Source organism: Pseudomonas sp. NPDC007930, assembly GCF_042958985.1.
GTDB lineage: Bacteria > Pseudomonadota > Gammaproteobacteria > Pseudomonadales > Pseudomonadaceae > Aquipseudomonas.
Window position 1 is genome coordinate 47,811 of record NZ_JBIBKC010000011.1, and the last position, 18,097, is coordinate 65,907.

Here is an 18,097-nt window from a genome sequence, read left to right on the forward strand (position 1 = left end):
TGAGCGGTTGCGATGGGCCCTAAAAACCCGCCACCGTGCGCTCGCCCAACGCCAAGCCGACGCTCATGCCCAGGCCAGTGTGCATCAGCACCGCGGTCACCCCCTCGGCCACCGGCAGCACGCTGAACGGCCCTGGGCCGCGGGCGCCGTACACGCCTTGCCAGCGTTCGAGCACCCGCACCCGGCCGGCGAAAGTGTGCTCGGCCAGTTCGAGCATCAAGCGGTCGACGCCTTCGTCGTTGAACGGCGCGGCATCGCTGCCGTAGTCGTGGGAGTCGCCGATGATCAGCTCGCCGTTCGGCGTGGGGCTGGCCAGCAGGTGGATGCCATGGGTTTCCAGCGCCGGGCAGTCGCGGCGGATTTCCGCGCGCACCGCGTCGGCCTCGGGCAGGTCGCTGAAGGCGCCGTAGTGCACGCAACTGAGCCCGGTGAGCACCGCGTGCTGCAGCGCCAGCGGCTGCTCCAGGCGCACCCGGAGCATTTGCAGGCGGGTCACCTGAGGCTTGAGCGCGGCCATCTGCTCGGCCAGCAGGGTCTGGTAATCGTGGCCGGAACACACCACGATCTGCCCGGCGCGAAAACGCCCGGCGGTGGTCAGCGCGCGGCCCGGCTCGACATCGCGCACCAGAGTGCTGAAGTGGAACTGCACGCCCAGCCCACGCAGGTACTCAACGATCTGCGGCAGCGCCTCGCGCGAATACAGCTGTTGGTCGTCCAGCCCGTGCAAGGCCGCGCGGTGGTGGCCAAAGCGGCCGCCGTACAGCTCCGCCAGGGCCGCGCCGCGCAGCAGCTCGGTGCGGTAACCCAGTTCCCGCGCGCGGCCGCGCTGGAAGGCCTCGAGCACGTGTTCTTCGGCTTCGCTGCGGGCAAACAGCAGCGAGCCTTGCTGGCGCAGCGACAACCCTGCCGCCTGGCCCAGCTCGGCCCACAGCCCACGGGCCTGGCGCGCCAGCTCGAGCATCGGCCCGGGCGCCTGGCCGGTCACCAAGGCCTGGCCAAAGTTGCGCACCGAGGCGCCCAATGGCGTGTGGCTGCGCTCGAACACGCACACGCTAAGGCCGCGCTTGATACCGGCCCAGGCATGGGCCAGGCCAAGGATGCCGGCGCCTACCACCAGCAGGTCAGAATGTTGTTCAGTCATGGCAAATCACCTTGAAACGGGTACGGGCTCACTGGGCCTTGGGTTCGGTCTTGCCGTCGTAGCGCTTGCGCCACTCGGCCAATACGGCGTCACGCTGGCTCGAGGCCCAGTCGAAATCGTTCTTCACCAGGCGTTGCTCGTAGTCTGCCGGCAGCTCGTCGAAGCGCTCGGCGATGCCGGGCCGGGCGAGCACGGCGAAGTTGGCTTTGTAGAGGTCCATGGCCTGGCGGCTGGCGGAGAAGTCGGCGAGTTTTTTCGCCGCGGCCAGGTGCTCGGTGCCCTTGATGATCGCCGTGGCTTCGATCTCCCAGCCCAGGCCCTCTTGCGGCAGCACGATGGCCAGCGGCGCGCCCTTGCGCTTGAGCTGCACGGCCGGGTATTCGAACGAGATACCGATCGGGAACTCACCCGAGGCGGCCAACTTGCACGGTTTGGAGCCGGAGTGGGTGTACTGGCCGATGTTCTGGTGCAGTTGGTCCATGTACGCCCAGCCCTGGGCCTGGCCGAAGGTCTGCAGCCAGGCGCTCACATCCAGGTAACCGGTGCCGCTGGAGGCCGGGTTGGGCATCACGATCTTGCCCTGGTACACCGGCTTGGTCAGGTCTTGCCAACGGGTGGGCATCGGCAGGCCCTGCTTCTCGGCCTCCACGGTGTTGAAGCAAACGCTCGCCGCCCACACGTCCATGCCGACCCAGGCCGGCGGGTTGGCGCTGTCGCGGTAGCTGGCGCCGATCTGCGCGAGGTCGGCCGGGGCGTACGGGTCGAGCATGCCTTGCTGCTTGAGGATGGCCAGGCTGGAGGCCGCCAGGCCCCACACCGCGTCGGCCTGGGGGCGGTCTTTCTCGGCCAGCAGCTTGGCGGTGACGATACCCGTGGAGTCGCGCACCCACTTGATCTTGATGTCGGGGTTCTGTTGTTCGAAGGCTTGCTGGTAAGGCTTGAGCTGTTCGGTTTCCAGCGCGGTGTACACAGTCAGTTCAGTGGCGGCCTGGGCCTGGGCGGCGCCGGCCAGCAACAGGGCAACGGTCAAGGCGGTGTGTTTGAACATGGTGCGCTTCCTGGTGGGTTGAGGGGGGTTACTGCGCCTGGGGGCATTCGCCCCGGGCCAGGCGCGCGTTGATCGCGTTGACCACCGCCGGCAGCTCGGCCAGGGTGTCGATCAGGTAATGCGGGCGGCTGGGGGCGAACAGCGCGCTGATGCGCTCGCGCTCCTCGGCCAGGCGCGCGGCCGGCAGCGCCTGGTACTGCGCCCAGTCCAGGCCGAGGAAATTGCCCGAGCAACGCAGGGCCACGGTCCACATGCCGGCGCGGCGGCCCTCGAGGATGCCCGGCAAGGTGTCGTCGACCTTCACACAGGCGGCCACGTCGTCCAGCCCCAGGGCGATCACGTTGGCCAGGGCCTGGGCCGGGCCGGGGCGGCCGCGCGGCACTTCATCGGTGGCGACCACGTGGTCAGGGTGGTAGCCGGCGGCGGCGGCCAGCGCTTGTACCTTGCTCATCACCGCCCGTGGGTAACCGGAGCAGGTGCCGATCTTCAAGCCCTCGGCGCGCAACGCGGCGATCGCCTCCAGCGCGCCGGGGATCAACGCCGAGTGCTCAGCGACCTTGGCGATCTGCAGCGGCATGAAGCGCTCGTAGATCGCAGTGACGTCGGCATCGCTGGGCACGCGGTCGAAGCGCTGGGCGAAGCGCGCCGCCACCGCCGGCTGGTTACATAGGGTGCGAATGTGGTCCCACTTGCCCATGCCCATCGGGCCGCGGGCTTCTTCCAGGCTGATGGCCACGCCGAACTCGGCGAAGGCTTCAACGAAGATGCGGGTGGGCGCGAACGAGCCGAAATCGACCACGGTGCCCGCCCAGTCGAGGATGGCCGCCTGCAGGCGGCCAGGGGGTGAATAACGCGTAGTTGTTCAACCCCAGCGACAGGTTGTACGGCCAGAACTTCACCAGCGAGGCGTACACCGCCATGCCGAACACCGCCAGCAGCGCCGTGCACACCAGCACCACCAGCAGCAGCAAGGCACAGTCCCGCCCACGCCGCGGCCGCGGCTGGTACACCTGGGCGCGGCCACTGAGCCCGGCGCCCTGGCGGCGGCGCAGCCACAGGTCGACGGCAAAGCTGAACAGCGCCGGCAGCAACAGCACCAGGCCGATCAGCGCGCCACGGCCAAACTGCTGCTGGCCGACCACCGCCTTGTAGGCCTCCAGCGCCAGCACCTGGTAATCCCCACCCACCACCACCGGCACGCCGAAGTCGGTCACGCAGAGGGTGAACACCAGGCAGCCGGCGGCGAACAGCGCGTGGCGGCTGGCCGGCCAGGTGATGCTGGCGAACGCCCGCCAGGGCGAGGCCCCCATGCTCGCGGCGGCGTCGAACAGGCGCGCATCGGCCAGCGCCAAGGCACTCATCAACACCATCAGCGCGTGCGGAAAGGTGTACAGCGCCTGGCCCAGCACAATGCCCCAGAAGCCGTAGACATTGCCCGGCAGCCAGTCACGCAGCACGCCCTGGTTGCCGAACAGGTAGACCAAGGCGATGCCCGGCAGCATCGACGGCGCCAGCAGCGGCAGCAACGAGATGCCCCGCCACAGCGGCTTGCCGGTGATGCAGCTGCGCTGCAGCGCGTAGGCAAAACCAAACGCCAGCGGCAGCACAATGGCCACCACCGCCGCTGCGGTTTTCAGGCTGTTGCCCAGCAGCCAGCGGAAGTTTTCGCTGCCCAGCAACTGCGCGGCCGCCACCAGGCCACCGCCCTGCTCCGGGCTGCCGGCCAGGCCGCGCCAGAGGATGGCCAGCAGCGGCAGCACCACCGCCAGTGATAAAAAGCCCAGCAACAGCAGCTTGCCGCCGCCCACGAACAAGCGGTCGGCGAGGTCTGCCGGGCGCTGCCGGGGGGCGGCCACGGGCTTGAGTGTGCTCAGTTGTTCGATCATGGGAACACCTGCAGGCTGCGCGGTGGCAGCGCCACCCAGAGTTGCCCAGTGCCATCGCGCGGCACTTGGTGGGCAGCGACTTCCGCCAGCAGCGCCTGGCCGGGCAGCGCGTGCAGCTCCAGGCTCAGGCGGCAGCGGTTGCCCAGGTAGGTCACCTGGCGCAGTTGGGCGGGGAACAGGTTGTCTTCATGCACCGGCGGGTTGACCTGCAGCGCCTCCGGCCGGCAGAACAGCCGGCCGCGGGCGGCCGGGGCGGCGCTGGCCAGGCGCAGGTCGAGGGCGCCGACCCGGGCGTGTTCACCGTGGCGTTCGTAGGCCAGCCAATTGCCCTGGCCGATGAACCCGGCCACGAACGGCGTGGCCGGCGCGCCGTACAACTCGCGGGCGGTGCCGTACTGCTCGACGCGGCCGGCGTTCATCAGGGCGATGCGGTCGGCCATCAGCATGGCCTCGTCCTGGTTGTGGGTGACCATCAGGGTGGTGATGCCCAGTGCCTGCTGCAACGCGCGCAGCTCGCCGCAGAGGTGCTCGCGGACCTGGGCATCGAGGGCCGACATCGGCTCGTCGAGCAACAGCAGCGACGGGCTCGGCGCCAGCGCCCGGGCCAAGGCCACGCGCTGCTGCTGGCCACCAGAGAGCTGCCCGGGGTACTTGTGCTCGCTGCCACTGAGGTTGACCAGCTCGAGCATCTGCCCTACCCGCTCACGCTGCGCCGCCCGCGGCTGGCGGTTCAGGCCATAGGCAATGTTCTGCGCCACCGTGAGGTTGGGGAACAGCGCGTAGCTCTGGAACAGAATGCCGTAGTCACGGGCCTGCGGCGGCAGCGCGGACACATCGCGCCCGCCCAGGAAGATGGCGCCGCGGTCCTGTTGCTCGAGGCCGGCGATGCAGCGCAGCAAGGTGGTTTTGCCGCAGCCGGAGGGGCCGAGCAGGCACACCAGCTCACCGGCGTTGACCGCCAGCGACACGCCGTCGAGGGCGGTGTGGCGGGCGTACTGTTTGTGGATGGCGCGCAGGTGCAGGTCGGCGCTGGGCATGGGGCGGGCCTCGTGTGGGGACGAGGCTTATGCTGGGCGCGGCGTGAGACGGATTGATGGCGTTAGGGCAAAAGGTCGCGATAGTGGTATTGGCGGATTTTGGGGGTGGCTTGGCGGGCCGCTCGCACGGCACAGCCGTAATGCTGTTCAGCTAAGCCATTTCAGGGATTCAGGGAGGGGATCAATCTGTGAACTCTGCTAATTGTGTGCATGAGCTTCAGGGCCCATCGCCCGGCACAGCCGGCCTCCCACGGGTTGTGTAGTGCTCTGTAAATCAATGACTTACACACATCTGATGGGAGGCCGTGGTCCGGCACTCCGGCTGTGCCGGGCGGTAGGCCCTGAAACTCATGCACAAAATCAGCAGAGCTCACCCGTTCATGCCCTCCGCGAGGCCGTGAAGTGGCTTAAGTGAACAGCGTTACGGCACAGCCGGCCCACGGGTTGTTCAGCCAGCTCAGGGCGCAGATCGGCGGCGGCATCAGCGCGCCGAGCTTTTACGCCGCGTTTGGCTCCAAGCAGGCGTTGTTCGGCGAGGTGATGGCGCACTACCTGAACACCCACGGGCGGGTCACCGAGAGCCTGTTCGACCCCACCCTGCCGCCGCGCCAAGCCATCGAGCAGGCACTACGCCGCGGTGACTCAACTGATGAGGGTATGGGACAACCTGGCAGTGGCGGGCTGAGGTTGGCCGCGGGTGGTGTTCAGCCGGCGGTTGTGCCGCGCGGGGATCAAGCCCCCCCTTGCAATCGGCCCACGCGCCCAAATAACCCAGCTACCTCCACCACCCCACAGGACACCTCACACCATGGCCAGCCACACTGAAACCGCGCTGCTCGCCGGCGGCTGCTTCTGGGGCATGCAAGACCTGCTGCGGCGCTACCCCGGAGTGCTGCGCACTCGGGTCGGCTACAGCGGCGGCGAGGTGGCCAATGCCACCTACCGCAACCACGGCAACCACGCCGAAGCGATCGAAATCGTCTTCGACCCGGCGCTGATCAGCTACCGGCAGCTCCTCGAGTTCTTTTTCCAGATCCACGACCCGACCACACCAAACCGCCAAGGCAACGACCGCGGCCCCAGCTACCGCTCGGCGATTTACTACCTGAGCGAGCAGCAGCGCGACACCGCCGAAGACACCGCGGCAGACGTCGACGCCTCTGGCCTCTGGCCCGGCCGCGTGGTCACCGAGATCGAACCGGCCGGGCCGTTCTGGGAGGCGGAGCCGGAGCACCAGGATTACCTCGAGCGGATCCCCAACGGCTACACCTGCCATTTCATTCGGCCGCAGTGGAAGCTGCCCAAGCGCGGGTAGCCTTGGGCGGGCTTTGCCCGCCACCGTTACACCAACGTGTTCAACACGCTAGCCACAATCGCCTCGGGGCAATCCTCCTGAAGCAAGTGGCCGGCGTTTTCAACGGGCATGCAGGGCTTGGCGGAGATCAACGCCGCCAGGGCTTCACCCTGGGCGTAGGGAAGCCACTGGTCCTGCCGCCCCCAGAGCACGCTGACCGGGCAGTCCAGGCGGCCATAGAGGCCCTGCACCTCGTCGGTGTAAGCCTGGTCCATCTGCGCGATCTGCCGGTAGAACGCTGGCTGGCCCACCGGCCCCAGCCAAGGGGCGCTGTAGATGTCCAGCGCCTGTTCAGCCAGCGGCTGGTGCGCCGCGCTTTGCAGGTAGGCGCGTAGCAACGCGCGGTGCATGTAGGCCGGCATGCCGGCGAAGGCGGCTTCGTGCTGGCGCACATGCTGGACGAACGGCGAGCCCCAGGGGGCCAGGGCCACCGCGTCGAAAATCGTCAAGGAGGCATAGCGCAGCCCGTTCAGGTAATAGCCACGCAACGCAGTGGCACCGCCGAAGTCATGGGCGAGCACGTCTGGGCGCTCGAGCCCCCATGCCTGAAACAACGCGTGCAACACCCGGTTCTGCACCGCCAGTGAAACGTCTTGGCCGGCGCGCTGTTCCGACTGCCCATAACCGACCAGGTCGAAGTAGTACACCGTGCGCCGGGCCGCCAAGTGGGGCACTACCCGGCGCCACACCTGAGATGAAAACGGCGTGCCGTGGATCGCCACCAGGGCCGGGCCGCTGCCCAGGGTACCCCAGCGCACGGCATTGCCGTCGATGAGCGTGGTGTGGGGTAAGTCGAGCATGGCGGGGTTCCCTTTATGTCAGTGCGCTTGGAAGCGGTACCGCGTGCTGATCATCATAGTGCCGGGGTTGCCCAAAGCGTAGGCCGCGGTAAAGCGCTAGCACGGCGGCGCCACCCGGGGCTCGGCTTCAGCCGATAGTATCGCTGGCTCACGCCCGGCGCAGCTGCAACAGGTAAGCACTGCGCCCGTCGTCGTCATGCCAGGCGTCGGTGTGCTCCACCGGCGTCCATTGGCTGCGGGCAACGTCGCGCACATAGACATTGCCATTCGGCGCCTTGACCCACGGTGTGTCGTTGCGCGCCACGGCGCCGATCTGCCAGGTGTTGAACAGGTCGGGCATGCCCGGCGCTTTGTACAGGTATTCCCTATAGAAGAACGGGTCGATGGCGAGCTCCAGCTCCCCTTCGAACCAGGCGCCATTGGCCGCGCCAGCGGGCGGCGGGCATTCCTGGAAAGCGCCCAAGCCGAAGTCGATGGCCCAGGCGTGTGGGGCGCTGAACACCACCTGCGCGCACACCCGGTAGAGGTTCTCCTTGAGGTGCGTGATCGCGGCGCGGCGCTGGGCCGAGGCGCGCAGCTCGCCATAGAACTCGATGGCGCAGGTGAGGCTGTCGCCCCGGTGGAATTCACCGTAGTTGCCGTCCTGGATGATCCAGGCGTCGACGCAGAGGGTGAGTTCGGGCAGGTTCACGGTGGCGGCCTCCTGGAGGTGGTGGGGTGTCAGGGTAACCGGTTTTCCGGCCCACGGCCCGGGCGAAGGGCGTTGTAACCGGCCACCAGTTCCTCGCAGCGCCCCTGCAAAAAGCCCCTCAACTGCGTGATCACCGGCGTCAGCCGCGACCGGTGCGCGCACATCAAGTGCAGAGGCAACGGCTCGCACCACGGGCTGGGGAACACCTCGAGCAGGCGCCCGGCGAGCAGGTCGGGAATCAGGTCGAGGCGCGATTTGTAGATCAGCCCCTCCCCGGCCAGGGCCCAGCGGCGCACCACGTCGGCATCGTCGCTGATGCGGTTGCCAGTCACGGCCACGGTGCGCTCGCCGTCAGGCAAGGTGAAGCGCCAGCGCTCGTGCAGTTGTTCGCTCCAGACAAACCGCAGGCAGTTGTGCTGGCGCAGGTCCTCGGGCCGCTGCGGGCGGCCGTGGCGCGCCAGGTACGCGGGCGCCGCGCACAGGGCGCGGCGGTTGTGCTCGATCAGCGGCAGCGCCAGCAGCGACGAATCGGCCAACGGGCCGTAGCGCACCACCGCGTCCAGCGGCTGGCGCAGCAGGTCGGCGGCGCGGTCGCTGAGGCGCAGGTGCACGGTGATCCGCGGGTGCAGGTGCTGAAAGGCATCCAGCCAGGGCAGCAGCAGGTTACGGCCCAGGTCCGACGGCAGCGACAAGCGCAGCGGCCCGGCCAGCTCGCACTGGGCGTCGGCCAGCGCCGCCTGGCCCTGGCGCTGCGCCTCGAGCAGCGCCAGGGCGTGGGGCAGATAGCGTTCGCCGTCTTCGGCCAGTTGCAGGCTGCGGGTGGAACGGATGAACAAGCGGGCATTGAGGGTTTTTTCCAGCCGCTGCACGGCGGCACTGGCCAAGCCCGGAGAGATGTTCAACTGCCGCGCGGCCTCGGAGAAGCTCACCGCCTGCGCCGCGCGCACGAAGATTTCCACGTCATCGAGGCGGATCATTTTCTGGTTTTTCCGGAAAGTGTTATGGCCGAGCGCTTATTTTTCCTGAACCACAAGAAAGCCACAATGGCCAACGTTCAAACCCTACCCTGCCCACAAGGATTGCCCCCATGAAAGCCGTTGGTTTTTACCACAACCACCCCGTCGGCCACCCCGAGGCCCTGCAAGACGTCGAACTGCCCACCCCCAGCCTCGGCGAGCATGACCTGCTGGTGGAGGTTAAAGCGGTGTCGGTGAACCCAGTCGACACCAAGGTCCGCGCCAAGGGCGACGTGCCCGAGGGCGCCCCGCGGGTGCTCGGCTGGGATGCCGCCGGGGTGGTGCGCGAAGTGGGCGCGCGGGTCTCGCTGTTCAAGCCCGGCGACCGCGTGTGGTACGCCGGCGACATCACCCGCCCAGGCAGCAATGCCGAACTGCAGGCGGTAGACGAGCGCATCGTCGGCCCGATGCCCGAGCGCCTGGATTTTGCCGAAGCGGCGGCCATGCCGTTGACCGCCATCACGGCCTGGGAGTTGCTGTTCGACCGCCTGCGCGCCCACGAAGCAGACCCTACCGAGGCCCGCGTGCTGCTGGTGGTCGGCGCCGCCGGTGGGGTGGGCTCGATCCTCACCCAATTGGCCCGGCGCCTGACCGGCCTGACGGTGATCGGCACCGCCTCGCGCCCGCAAACCCGCGACTGGGTACTGGCCCACGGCGCCCACCATGTGATCGACCACCACCAGCCCTGGGTGCCACAACTGGCCGCGCTGGGCATTACCGAAGTGGATGACGTGATCGGCCTCACCCACAGCGCCACCTATGTGCCGCAGGTGGCGGCGGTGCTGCGCGCCGAAGGCCGCTTCGCCCTGATCGACGACCCGCAAAGCCTGGACATCGCGCCGTTCAAGGCCAAATCGATTTCGCTGCACTGGGAGCTGATGTTCACCCGCGCGATCTTCAACACCCCCACCCTCGCCCGCCAGCACGCGCTGCTGCGGCGGGTGGCACAACTGGTCGACCGCGGCGACCTGGCGCACACCCTCACCCAGCGTATCGACGGCATCGATGCGGCGGCGTTGCTCAAGGCCCATGCCCTGGTTGAGGCGGGCAGCATGATGGGCAAGGTGGTGTTGGTGCGTTGAGGTGTGGCGGGGGTTGAGGGCCCTTCGCCCGGCACAGCCGGCCTCCCACGGGTTCTATGTTGCCCCGTAAATCAATTACTTACACAAATCTGGTGGGAGGCCGGCACAGCCGGGCGAGGGGCCCTACTCAATCGACCACCGCTTCGCCCAGCAACATCATGACGGGTGGGGCGTAGCTGCCGACCGTCAAGGCGAGCTTATCCATCACCAGCGCGGGGTTGTGCGCGTGCACCGCCGCGGAGAATGCCAGCCACTGCTGCAGTGAAGTATCCACCTCCCCGCACAGGCAGCCGTAGATCACCCGGTAAGGCGGCCCCTGATGCTTCAGGTAGGGCACCACGTCGTAGCGGTCGTAGGCCAGGTATTCAAACCTCAGGGTTTTCGTGCGGCACGCATCGAGGGCTGTACGGAAATCGGCATAGTCGACACAGACCATGCCGATATGAAACAGCATCCGCTGGAAAAACGTCGCACACCGCGCCGCCCACTGCAGGAAGCCGCACCGATCACCCGGCTCACCTTCATACATCAGCTTAAATTGGTTGGCCGCCAGCACCCTGCCCTTATCGAACGGCTCAACGAAGAATACGTACTGGCCCTCGGCTTCGTACGCCGCCGGCGCATCGATCACCACGTGGATGGCGCAGCGCGCAAGCGAGAGCGGTTCGAATGCATCCGCCAAACCCATCTCGACGGATCGAACGCCCTGGGCGAAATCCGTTACGGCGACCGCAAGGTAAACGGCGGGCGGTTGAGCTACTGGCCTAGGCATGCGAGCACCTCATAAGCCACGCGAACATCGACCCACAGCGTTTCAAGGCTGAGCACTGGGTGCCAACTGAGGCCGTGGTGATCATGCAAATCATGGAAAGCTGCGCATATTCGTTGGCCATTCAGCCCAGCGATACCCTCGTTCCAGTTGTCACTCATGCGCTCGAATACCTCCGCGGCCTGTTGGGCGCTTGGCCTCAAAAGCCACCATCATCCCCGCCAGGCGCGTCAAAATCCGTCGCGACGCATTACGTCTTGGCCTCGTGGAAAATGCAGCAGCCATTTGCCCGATAGCGAGCTGTACGATGACGAATGAACAGGCCTTCGCCCAGGCCGTAAGCAGCCTAGGCAATGCCCACAACGTTGTGGTGTTCACCGGCGCTGGGGTGTCGGCTGAAAGCGGCATCGCGACCTTCCGCGATCAAGCAGGGGGTAGGTGGAACGCCTTTGATCCGGCGCGGTTGGCAACGCCTGCCGCCTTTCGCCGAGACCCAGCCCGGGTGTGGGGGTGGTATGAGTGGCGCAGGGCTTGCGCTGCCCAGGCGCGCCCCAATGCCGCACATGTGGCCATCGCGGCGCTGCAACAGCACGTGCGCAAACTGCTGGTGGTGACCCAGAACGTCGATGCCCTGCATGAGTGCGCGGGCAGTGAAGCAGTGGTCCATCTTCACGGAACGCTGCAAGGTGCGCGCTGCTTCGCCTGCGCGCGGCCCCATGCCTTGGGTGAGCCGCCGTTGCCGGAAGCCACTCCAGCCTGCCTTGAGCCGCCGCGCTGCAGCCACTGCGGCGGCAGGGTTCGCCCCGGCGTGGTCTGGTTTGGCGAACAGTTGCCCAAGCGGGAATTACGCACGGCGCTCAACGCCGCCCAGCAATGCGACCTGATCATGGTGGTCGGTACCTCCGGGGTGGTGTACCCGGCGGCACAACTGCCTGAAGTGGCTCTGAAACACGGCGCGCGAGTGATTCAGGTGAACACGGAGCCGGCCGATAACGCGGATAGCCCAACGCTCGTCGGGCGTGCGGGTGAGTGGTTACCCAAACTGCTCAGCGCCACCTTCGGCGCCGGCCCAACGCGCTGAAGCACAGCCAAGCCCTGCATTCGCAACCTACAAGGACGCCCCGTGCTGCATGCCTTCAACCAGAAAAAGTCTCGGCTTTATCTGCGCTACCTCGGCCACCGGGATGACCCTGACGAAAAGCGCGTGGCCGAAGAAGACGAAATCATCTCACTGATCATGGGCCCACTGGCCTTCCTCTCGCCTGGCGCGATCGCGGCGTTCTGGGAAGCGCTGGTGCGCCTGCGCAATCCTCAGGTCGCCTTCCCCGCCGGGGCACCGAGCCGGGCCACGGTGCAGTTCTGGCCACGCAACCACAACGTCGAACCGGACCTGCGTGTCGATCTGGCGTGGGGCGCGGTCACCCGCACCCTCCTGGTGGAGTTCAAATGGCGGGCCCCTCTGAGCAGCCAGAACCAACTGCACGACCAGTGGACTATCTACCTCGATGAACAAGAGCGGGCCAATGCCCTGCATCTGTTTATTGGGCTGGATACCAGCGAGGGCCTCAATGCACAGAACCGCCAGGACGACTGGCACGGCAAGCTGATCCTGCGCTCATGGTTCGATGTGCTGACGGCTCTGTCGACAATCAAGGAGGGTGCTGGGCTTGAATTGCATCGCTGGAGCGAGCAGGTGCGCGAGTGCTTCGAGCTGCTCGCAGTGAAGGAGTTTAGTGGCTTCGATAAGCTCGCCGCGCCAGTACTGCCCACCCCCGAGGCGGCGCTGTTCTTCAGGCTGCCTGATCCCGATACCCTGATGGAGCATGATGCAAAATGACTGAGATCGGTAAAGCCGTCACCCAGGCCTTCGCTTTTGTCGCCAAGGCTGGCGAGGAATGCGAGGCCTTGGCCACGTTGATCAAGGGCGAGCTCAGCAACCTGTTGCAACACCCGCCGTTTGGCGCGCTGTACCAGCCCGGCACTTGGGCCAGCAGCTATCGCGACCAGGGCTGGGTGTACTCTGAGGTGGCCTGGTGTCTGCCTTTGGCCCTGGCAGGTGAACCCGAGCCAACTGCCCACCTGGCTGTTCAAATCAGCTTTATGGGCAACAACCCCGCCGGAGGCTGGAGTGACGAGCCCATCCTCTATGTAAACCTGTGGGATGAACCGACCGAGGTAAAGCGTGGCGAATACATGGGCTTCCCGATGTATAGCCTGTGCCCGCAAACCCTGGCGCGCCTGAAAGCGGGCGACGCCCGGCTGTTTCGCTGGAAGGCCGCAAACGGCAAGGCTGACCGCTGGACCTTCGCCCTGCGCCTGGCCGAAATCAACAGCCCGGACGATGTACGGCGCATGATCTGCGCCCCGATCAGCCAGTTGCTGGCGGATGTGGATGCAGGCGAGGCCGCGCTTGGTGCCTTGGAGGGCGTTGTCACTTATAGCGCTGTTGCTGAAATGCCAGACTATTACCGAGCTGGGTAGCCGCAGGAGAACAGCCAGGGGGGTGAACCCTGGCTGTGAGGCGCAGGGCTTGCTGGCCCCTCGCCCGGCACAGCCGGGCGACGGGCCCCGCAACCCTACCGCCGCGCCGGCAACCCCTCGACAAACGCCCGCAACGGCTCGGCATAGAACTTCGCATAGCCGGTGGTGCCGTGCCCGCGGGTGGCTTCACTTTCCGGAATCAACAGCAGCCGGGCGTTGGGCAGGGCCTTGAGCGCGGCTTCGAGGGTGCCGGTTTGCGGGGGGTTGCGTTCGTCGTCGGCGCTGTTGATCGCCAGCAGCGGTGCCTGGATGTTGCCCAGGCGCGGCGCCGGGTTGTAGTCGGCGGAGGCTTGCCACTGGTAGATGAAATCATTGGCGTCATCCGCGAGCGGTTGCGCCAGGCGCGCCTGGGCCTGTTGCTCGGCCAGCGCATGGGTGGGCGCCTGGGCGTACCAGCCGAGGTCGCCGCCGCTGGTGCCGGCGCTGAACAGCGCATTGGCCAGGCGCAGCGACGGCGGCTGGGTGGTGTAGTTGCCGTTGTTCCAGGCCGGGTCTTGCTTGATCGCTTCGATCAGCAGGCGCCGCATCACCCAGTTGCGCGACGCCATTTCGCTGGGCTGGGAGGCCATTGGCACCAGGCCGTCCATCATCGCCGGGTACTCGGTGCCCCACAGCCAGGTTTGCATGCCGCCCATGGAGTTGCCGATCACCAGGCGCAGATGCTTGACCTTGAGGCCTTCGGTCAGCAGGCGGTACTGCGCGTTGACCAGGTCGCTGTAGTTGTAGGCGGGGTACTGCGCGCGCAAGCCATCGGAGGGCTTGCTCGACTGCCCCACACCGATGCCGTCGGGGGCGATGATGTAGTAGCGGCTGGCGTCCAGCGGCTGGCCGGGGCCGAACAGCACGCCGGCGAATTCGGGCTTCAGCACGTCGCTGCCGGGGCGGTTGGTGCCATGCAGGTAGAGCACCGCCGGGTTTTTCGGGTCGCCGACGGTCACGTAGTGCATGTTCAGGTTGGCCAGTGTTTCGCCGCTGTGAAAGGTGAAGCTGGGGATCACCCAGTCACCCTGGGTGCTGGGCAAGGCCGCGGCGCTGGCGTTGGCGCCGGTGATCAACAGGGGCAGCAAGGCGAGGCGATACAGGGGCATGGGCGTTGGGCTCTTGTGTTTGTTCGCTGGCAGTGTAGTTGCGCGCGCCGCACTGAACACGGCCCGTTGAACCCTAGGCCGCGGCCAAGGCTCTGAACCTCGCTAGGCTATGTACGAAACCGCTTGAAACTTGCTTATGCGGCGTTGAAAACCGGCTCGGAATGCTCATTGACAACCAGTCAACTCCGCTTCCTCGCCGGTTTTCGCCTTGCCTAACCTGCGTTTCAATCAATTTCGTACACAGCCTAGCGTTGCGCTTTCACCGAGATGGCCAGAGGAGCGACCCGATGTTCCACCTGATGTTCAGCACCCCGTGCCTGTATGTGATCGTGCGGTTTATCTGGCCGCTGCCCTGGCCACTGCCCGCCCGCCTGCTGGCGGCACTGCTGTTGCTGCTTGCCTCGCAGTATCACCTGTACGCGCGCTGGTCGTCCGGCAGCGTGTTCTCACCGGAGTTCGCCCGGCCGCTGTTGTTGTTCTTCAACTGGGCGTTTGGCGCGATCCTGCTGCTGGCGGTGCTGCAACTGCTGGTTGACGTCGGCAGCCTGCTGGTGATGCTGGCCCGCCGGCAATGGCTGGTGATCCCGCCGCCGCTGCGCTACGGCCTGGGCACCGCGGCGCTGTTGCTCGCCGCGCTGGGCGTACAGCAGGCCACCCGGGTGCCGCCGCTGAAAGACATCGAAGTGGCGATCCCCAACCTGCCGCCGCAGTTCGACGGCTACACCCTGCTGCAACTGACCGACCTGCACATCAGCCGGCTGTTCGATCAACACTGGGCGCAGGCGGTGGTGGAGCGCGCCAACGCGCTCGGGGTGGACCTGATCGTGATCAGCGGCGACCTGGTCGACGGCCCGATCAGCGCCCGCCGGGCCGATGTCGAGCCGCTGCGGGCCCTGCGCGCGGCGGATGGGGTGTACGTGATCCCGGGCAACCATGAGTACTTTTTCGACAACGAAGCCTGGATGCAGTACTTCGTCGGGCTGGGCATGCGCCGGCTGAACAACAGCCATGCGCTGATCGAGCGTGGCGGCGCGCAGTGGGTGCTGGCCGGGGTCAACGACCTCAGCGCGCCGCGCGCCGGCCTACCCGGGCCAGACCTGCCACAGGCCCTGGCCGGTGCCCCGGCCGGCGCCCCGGTGATCCTCCTCGACCACCAGCCGCGCAATGCCCGCAAGGCCGCGCGCCTGGGGGTGGCGTTGCAGCTGTCGGGGCACACCCACGGCGGCATGATCCGCCTGCTCGACTACGTGGTGGCGCGTTCGAACGAGGGGTTTGTGTCGGGCTTTTACCCGGTGGAGGGCATGCAGTTGTACGTGAACAACGGCACCGCCCTCTGGCCCGGCTTTGCCGTACGCCTGGGGGTGCCGTCGGAGTTGACGCGGATTACCTTGCGCCGGGGCTGAACGGCGCCTCGCCCGGCACAGCCGGGCGAAGGGCCGTTAAGAGGCGGAGAAACCCCTCAGGCGTCATTGAGCGCTTAAGGGTCCAAAACTGTTTACATCTATTTTAAAAAGTCCTGTTCGGATCATTATAAAAATATATTGAAACATCTTTGAGGTTCTGCCCAGGCTGCTCTTAGAGATAATCCTTCCTATTCAAATGAATCACTATTGACCAGGAAGATAAATTCATGGCTGAACAGCCCCCGCGCATTGCACCTGCTCGCTACCCCTGGCATGAACAGGAAGAAGGGACCTGCCCGATATGTTACCCGTATGGGAACAGCAGCAGCCCCCACCCTAAAGTAGTGATGAACGATCGCTGGCAAAGCGTTGCTCAGTTAAAGGAGGCTCTGGCACTAACGCCCGAGCAATCACTGGCGTTCGACAGGTTGAACCCTCAATTGTTGAATTGGCCAATGGCGATGATTTATCCTGGGGAACTGTTGCTGGTCGGGAACCCAGAGGGGGGATGCCGCCATGAATTGGATGAGCAGATCAAGATTCTTCGGGATGTACGGCGAACGCTTTCAGAGAACGATGCGCCCACGGATGATTTCCTGATTCGCAACCATGCGCTACTCAGCCAAATATTGGGCTACGCTGCACTTTATCCTGGCCTGATCGCTGATTCATGGAGTGCGTACCTCAAGCAAATCGCGCAGACTATGAAGGAAATTGAAGCGATACATCACTTGCACCTCAAGCCGAGGGGAGATGGGAATTTAGACCTGTTTCATGAGAAGCGCGCACGCCTTTTCAAAAAGCTTGATAGCCAGCTTCAGGGTATCGGCCGGCTGATGACCAAGCTGCGAAAAGAAAGGTATATCAAGGACGTGCTGGAAATCTCCACAAAAAGCTTTCAAAAGAAAGGCTACATCAAAGGGTATGCGGAGAAACTGAATAGCGTCAATCGCGCCGCAAAAATAATGAAGCATGGTGGTTATCTTGGGATGGTCATTACGTCCGGCAACACGGTATTGGATATTCGCAAGGCATGCGCGTTAGGCCGAGAGGAGCACTGCAGGCGGGCGAAGATAGTGCAAACGAGTAAGCTGGGTGGGAATCTGATTTTGGGCGCGGGGTTTGCCGCTGTCATGCCTGTGATCTGTGTCGTTGTAGGTGCACCTACGGCCGGCGTAGGAACAGCAGTCTGTGGTGTAGCCATGAGTGCATTAGGCGCTTGGGGCGGAGGCAAAGCTGGAGACGTGTTAGGTGAAAATGCCGGGGAGCTTATTTATGAAAGTGTGTATGAATGAGAGAGGTCCTCGGGTGGGCTACGGTCACGTTCATGCTGGTTTCTATGATCTTCACATTGGCCAATGTGATCGTGGTCAATAGGTGTTTCAAGGAAGTCGAGAAGGCATTGGAGAAAAGCGTACATTTACAGAGCCTGATGCTTTTTGCACAGGGGGGAGTACGAGCAAAGGTCATTGTAGCCACACAAATAGTTGCCATGCTCTTTACTAAAGAGCGTAGCGCGCGAAAAGGAATGATGGAAAAGGAAGTGTCCGACCAGTTCCCCACGAACCTAGAGGCCACGCTAAAGAGATGGTGGTGTTTGATGATCACGTCCCTGATGGTTGCCGTAGGCGTTGGGTCGGTATTCTTTTTGGCTACTGAGTTATAAATATTATTTGCGGTTCAGCGCGTAGCGAAGCAGTGGCCTAATAGTATGGGGTGGCTGGCCCTTCGCCCGGCCCAGCCACCCCAAACACAGCCCCTCACCCCTGCGGCGGAAACTGCCCCAACTGCAAAAACAACCCAAACCAGTCTTCCAAATGCCAGGTGTGGGTAATGCGCCCCTCTTCGAGGTGGTGAAACTCCTGTAGGCGCAGGCTCACTGCCTTGCCGGTGGGGGCGATGCCGAACAGTTCGCCCAAGTGGGTGCCGGTGATTTCCGCGCGCACGGCGATCTTGCCGGGGGCTTGCAGCAGCTCGTGGACGACGATGCGCACGTCTGGGAAGGCTTCGCCGAGGCTGCGGATGATCGGCTTGATGCCCTCCGGGCCGGGGACCTGCCCGGGTGCCAGGGGAATGTCGTCCCAGTGGGCGGCCAATACGCTGTCGACCAGGTCGGGGGCTTTTTCACTGAAGGCGCGGTAGAGGGTTTCTACCGCCTGGCGTTCGGTTTGCAGGCGAGTGTCGAGGGTGTCAGGGGTCATGGCAAGGCTCTGGGTGGGGGGTGTGGAAAGAGTCTGCCGT

At 65.3% G+C, this 18,097-nt stretch carries 18 protein-coding genes and 2 pseudogenes; 9 read left to right on the forward strand and 11 right to left on the reverse strand.

Going from position 1 to position 18,097, the window contains the following annotated elements:
* Positions 1-19: 19 nt before the first annotated feature.
* The 5 genes and pseudogenes from ACFZCE_RS20165 to ACFZCE_RS20185 form a co-directional block, all read right to left on the reverse strand.
* Positions 20-1,141 (reverse strand): TIGR03364 family FAD-dependent oxidoreductase, encoded by a 1,122-nt coding sequence (locus ACFZCE_RS20165; RefSeq protein WP_390942263.1) that lies wholly within the window; start codon positions 1,139-1,141, stop codon positions 20-22.
* Positions 1,142-1,169: 28 nt separating this feature from the next.
* A complete protein-coding gene (locus tag ACFZCE_RS20170; protein ID WP_390942265.1) occupies positions 1,170-2,189 on the reverse strand; it encodes a putative 2-aminoethylphosphonate ABC transporter substrate-binding protein in 1,020 nt (339 codons plus the stop codon).
* Positions 2,190-2,217: 28 nt separating this feature from the next.
* On the reverse strand, positions 2,218-3,021 hold the full coding sequence (gene phnX / locus ACFZCE_RS20175) for a phosphonoacetaldehyde hydrolase (RefSeq protein ID WP_390942379.1): 804 nt from the start codon (positions 3,019-3,021) through the stop codon (positions 2,218-2,220).
* Between the two features lie 22 nt (positions 3,022-3,043).
* Positions 3,044-4,075, reverse strand: a pseudogene (locus tag ACFZCE_RS20180) (ABC transporter permease subunit); the annotation flags it as partial.
* Entirely contained in the window at positions 4,072-5,112 is a 1,041-nt protein-coding gene (locus ACFZCE_RS20185) for a putative 2-aminoethylphosphonate ABC transporter ATP-binding protein (RefSeq protein ID WP_390942267.1), read from the reverse strand. The gene ACFZCE_RS20185 and the pseudogene ACFZCE_RS20180, both read right to left, overlap by 4 nt.
* Positions 5,113-5,562: 450 nt before the next feature.
* Here ACFZCE_RS20185 and ACFZCE_RS20190 point away from each other — a divergent pair.
* Together ACFZCE_RS20190 and msrA are read left to right on the forward strand one after the other, a co-directional pair.
* Positions 5,563-5,748: pseudogene (locus tag ACFZCE_RS20190) on the forward strand (TetR/AcrR family transcriptional regulator); the annotation flags it as partial.
* 172 nt (positions 5,749-5,920) lie between these two features.
* A complete protein-coding gene (msrA, locus tag ACFZCE_RS20195; protein WP_390942268.1) occupies positions 5,921-6,427 on the forward strand; it encodes a peptide-methionine (S)-S-oxide reductase MsrA in 507 nt (168 codons plus the stop codon).
* Positions 6,428-6,453: 26 nt separating this feature from the next.
* Here msrA and ACFZCE_RS20200 read toward each other — a convergent pair whose 3' ends face one another.
* From ACFZCE_RS20200 to ACFZCE_RS20210, 3 genes are all read right to left on the reverse strand, one after another.
* A complete protein-coding gene (locus ACFZCE_RS20200) occupies positions 6,454-7,266 on the reverse strand; it encodes an alpha/beta fold hydrolase (RefSeq protein ID WP_390942270.1) in 813 nt (270 codons plus the stop codon).
* 148 nt (positions 7,267-7,414) lie between these two features.
* Positions 7,415-7,957, reverse strand: coding sequence for a hypothetical protein (locus ACFZCE_RS20205; RefSeq protein ID WP_390942272.1), 543 nt, complete (start codon positions 7,955-7,957; stop codon positions 7,415-7,417).
* Between the two features lie 29 nt (positions 7,958-7,986).
* Positions 7,987-8,934 (reverse strand): LysR substrate-binding domain-containing protein, encoded by a 948-nt coding sequence (locus tag ACFZCE_RS20210; RefSeq protein WP_390942273.1) that lies wholly within the window; start codon positions 8,932-8,934, stop codon positions 7,987-7,989.
* A gap of 110 nt (positions 8,935-9,044) precedes the next feature.
* Here ACFZCE_RS20210 and ACFZCE_RS20215 point away from each other — a divergent pair, with 110 nt between their 5' ends.
* The gene (locus ACFZCE_RS20215) at positions 9,045-10,055 is read left to right on the forward strand and encodes a zinc-binding alcohol dehydrogenase family protein (RefSeq protein ID WP_390942275.1); all 1,011 of its coding nucleotides are present in this window, start codon (positions 9,045-9,047) and stop codon (positions 10,053-10,055) included.
* 127 nt (positions 10,056-10,182) lie between these two features.
* Here the strand turns inward: ACFZCE_RS20215 and ACFZCE_RS20220 are convergent, their stop codons facing one another.
* The gene (locus tag ACFZCE_RS20220; RefSeq protein ID WP_390942276.1) at positions 10,183-10,827 is read right to left on the reverse strand and encodes a hypothetical protein; all 645 of its coding nucleotides are present in this window, start codon (positions 10,825-10,827) and stop codon (positions 10,183-10,185) included.
* Between the two features lie 304 nt (positions 10,828-11,131).
* On the opposite strand from ACFZCE_RS20220, the gene ACFZCE_RS20225 reads away from it, so the two are divergent.
* The 3 genes from ACFZCE_RS20225 to ACFZCE_RS20235 all read left to right on the forward strand — a co-directional run bounded on the left by ACFZCE_RS20225 (position 11,132) and on the right by ACFZCE_RS20235 (position 13,305).
* Positions 11,132-11,905 carry an NAD-dependent protein deacylase gene (locus ACFZCE_RS20225; protein ID WP_390942380.1) on the forward strand — a complete coding sequence of 258 codons (774 nt, stop codon included), beginning with the start codon at positions 11,132-11,134 and terminating at the stop codon, positions 11,903-11,905.
* 42 nt (positions 11,906-11,947) lie between these two features.
* On the forward strand, positions 11,948-12,661 hold the full coding sequence (locus ACFZCE_RS20230) for a hypothetical protein (RefSeq protein ID WP_390942278.1): 714 nt from the start codon (positions 11,948-11,950) through the stop codon (positions 12,659-12,661).
* A 68-nt stretch (positions 12,662-12,729) separates the two neighbouring features.
* Positions 12,730-13,305 (forward strand): hypothetical protein, encoded by a 576-nt coding sequence (locus ACFZCE_RS20235; RefSeq protein ID WP_390942280.1) that lies wholly within the window; start codon positions 12,730-12,732, stop codon positions 13,303-13,305.
* 95 nt (positions 13,306-13,400) lie between these two features.
* On the opposite strand, the gene ACFZCE_RS20240 is transcribed toward ACFZCE_RS20235, so the two are convergent.
* A complete protein-coding gene (locus ACFZCE_RS20240) occupies positions 13,401-14,453 on the reverse strand; it encodes an alpha/beta fold hydrolase (protein WP_390942282.1) in 1,053 nt (350 codons plus the stop codon).
* A gap of 287 nt (positions 14,454-14,740) precedes the next feature.
* Here ACFZCE_RS20240 and ACFZCE_RS20245 point away from each other — a divergent pair, with 287 nt between their 5' ends.
* The 3 genes from ACFZCE_RS20245 to ACFZCE_RS20255 all read left to right on the forward strand — a co-directional run bounded on the left by ACFZCE_RS20245 (position 14,741) and on the right by ACFZCE_RS20255 (position 17,522).
* Positions 14,741-15,856 (forward strand): metallophosphoesterase, encoded by a 1,116-nt coding sequence (locus ACFZCE_RS20245; RefSeq protein ID WP_390942284.1) that lies wholly within the window; start codon positions 14,741-14,743, stop codon positions 15,854-15,856.
* A 227-nt stretch (positions 15,857-16,083) separates the two neighbouring features.
* Complete coding sequence (locus ACFZCE_RS20250; protein WP_390942286.1) at positions 16,084-17,151, forward strand: hypothetical protein; 1,068 nt, start codon at positions 16,084-16,086, stop codon at positions 17,149-17,151.
* 32 nt (positions 17,152-17,183) lie between these two features.
* Positions 17,184-17,522: a hypothetical protein gene (locus ACFZCE_RS20255; RefSeq protein ID WP_390942288.1), complete on the forward strand. Its 339-nt coding sequence runs from the start codon at positions 17,184-17,186 to the stop codon at positions 17,520-17,522.
* Between the two features lie 94 nt (positions 17,523-17,616).
* On the opposite strand, the gene ACFZCE_RS20260 is transcribed toward ACFZCE_RS20255, so the two are convergent.
* A complete protein-coding gene (locus tag ACFZCE_RS20260) occupies positions 17,617-18,057 on the reverse strand; it encodes an ester cyclase (protein ID WP_390942290.1) in 441 nt (146 codons plus the stop codon).
* Positions 18,058-18,097: the final 40 nt, after the last annotated feature.

Coding starts and splice junctions, on each gene's coding strand:
- ACFZCE_RS20165 (WP_390942263.1), bottom strand. CDS start 1,141: ATGACTGAACAACATTCTGACCTGCTGGTGGTAGGCGCCGGCATCCTT.
- ACFZCE_RS20170 (WP_390942265.1), bottom strand. CDS start 2,189: ATGTTCAAACACACCGCCTTGACCGTTGCCCTGTTGCTGGCCGGCGCC.
- ACFZCE_RS20185 (WP_390942267.1), bottom strand. CDS start 5,112: ATGCCCAGCGCCGACCTGCACCTGCGCGCCATCCACAAACAGTACGCC.
- msrA (WP_390942268.1), top strand. CDS start 5,921: ATGGCCAGCCACACTGAAACCGCGCTGCTCGCCGGCGGCTGCTTCTGG.
- ACFZCE_RS20200 (WP_390942270.1), bottom strand. CDS start 7,266: ATGCTCGACTTACCCCACACCACGCTCATCGACGGCAATGCCGTGCGC.
- ACFZCE_RS20210 (WP_390942273.1), bottom strand. CDS start 8,934: ATGATCCGCCTCGATGACGTGGAAATCTTCGTGCGCGCGGCGCAGGCG.
- ACFZCE_RS20215 (WP_390942275.1), top strand. CDS start 9,045: ATGAAAGCCGTTGGTTTTTACCACAACCACCCCGTCGGCCACCCCGAG.
- ACFZCE_RS20220 (WP_390942276.1), bottom strand. CDS start 10,827: ATGCCTAGGCCAGTAGCTCAACCGCCCGCCGTTTACCTTGCGGTCGCC.
- ACFZCE_RS20225 (WP_390942380.1), top strand. CDS start 11,132: ATGACGAATGAACAGGCCTTCGCCCAGGCCGTAAGCAGCCTAGGCAAT.
- ACFZCE_RS20240 (WP_390942282.1), bottom strand. CDS start 14,453: ATGCCCCTGTATCGCCTCGCCTTGCTGCCCCTGTTGATCACCGGCGCC.
- ACFZCE_RS20245 (WP_390942284.1), top strand. CDS start 14,741: ATGTTCCACCTGATGTTCAGCACCCCGTGCCTGTATGTGATCGTGCGG.
- ACFZCE_RS20250 (WP_390942286.1), top strand. CDS start 16,084: ATGGCTGAACAGCCCCCGCGCATTGCACCTGCTCGCTACCCCTGGCAT.
- ACFZCE_RS20255 (WP_390942288.1), top strand. CDS start 17,184: ATGCTGGTTTCTATGATCTTCACATTGGCCAATGTGATCGTGGTCAAT.
- ACFZCE_RS20260 (WP_390942290.1), bottom strand. CDS start 18,057: ATGACCCCTGACACCCTCGACACTCGCCTGCAAACCGAACGCCAGGCG.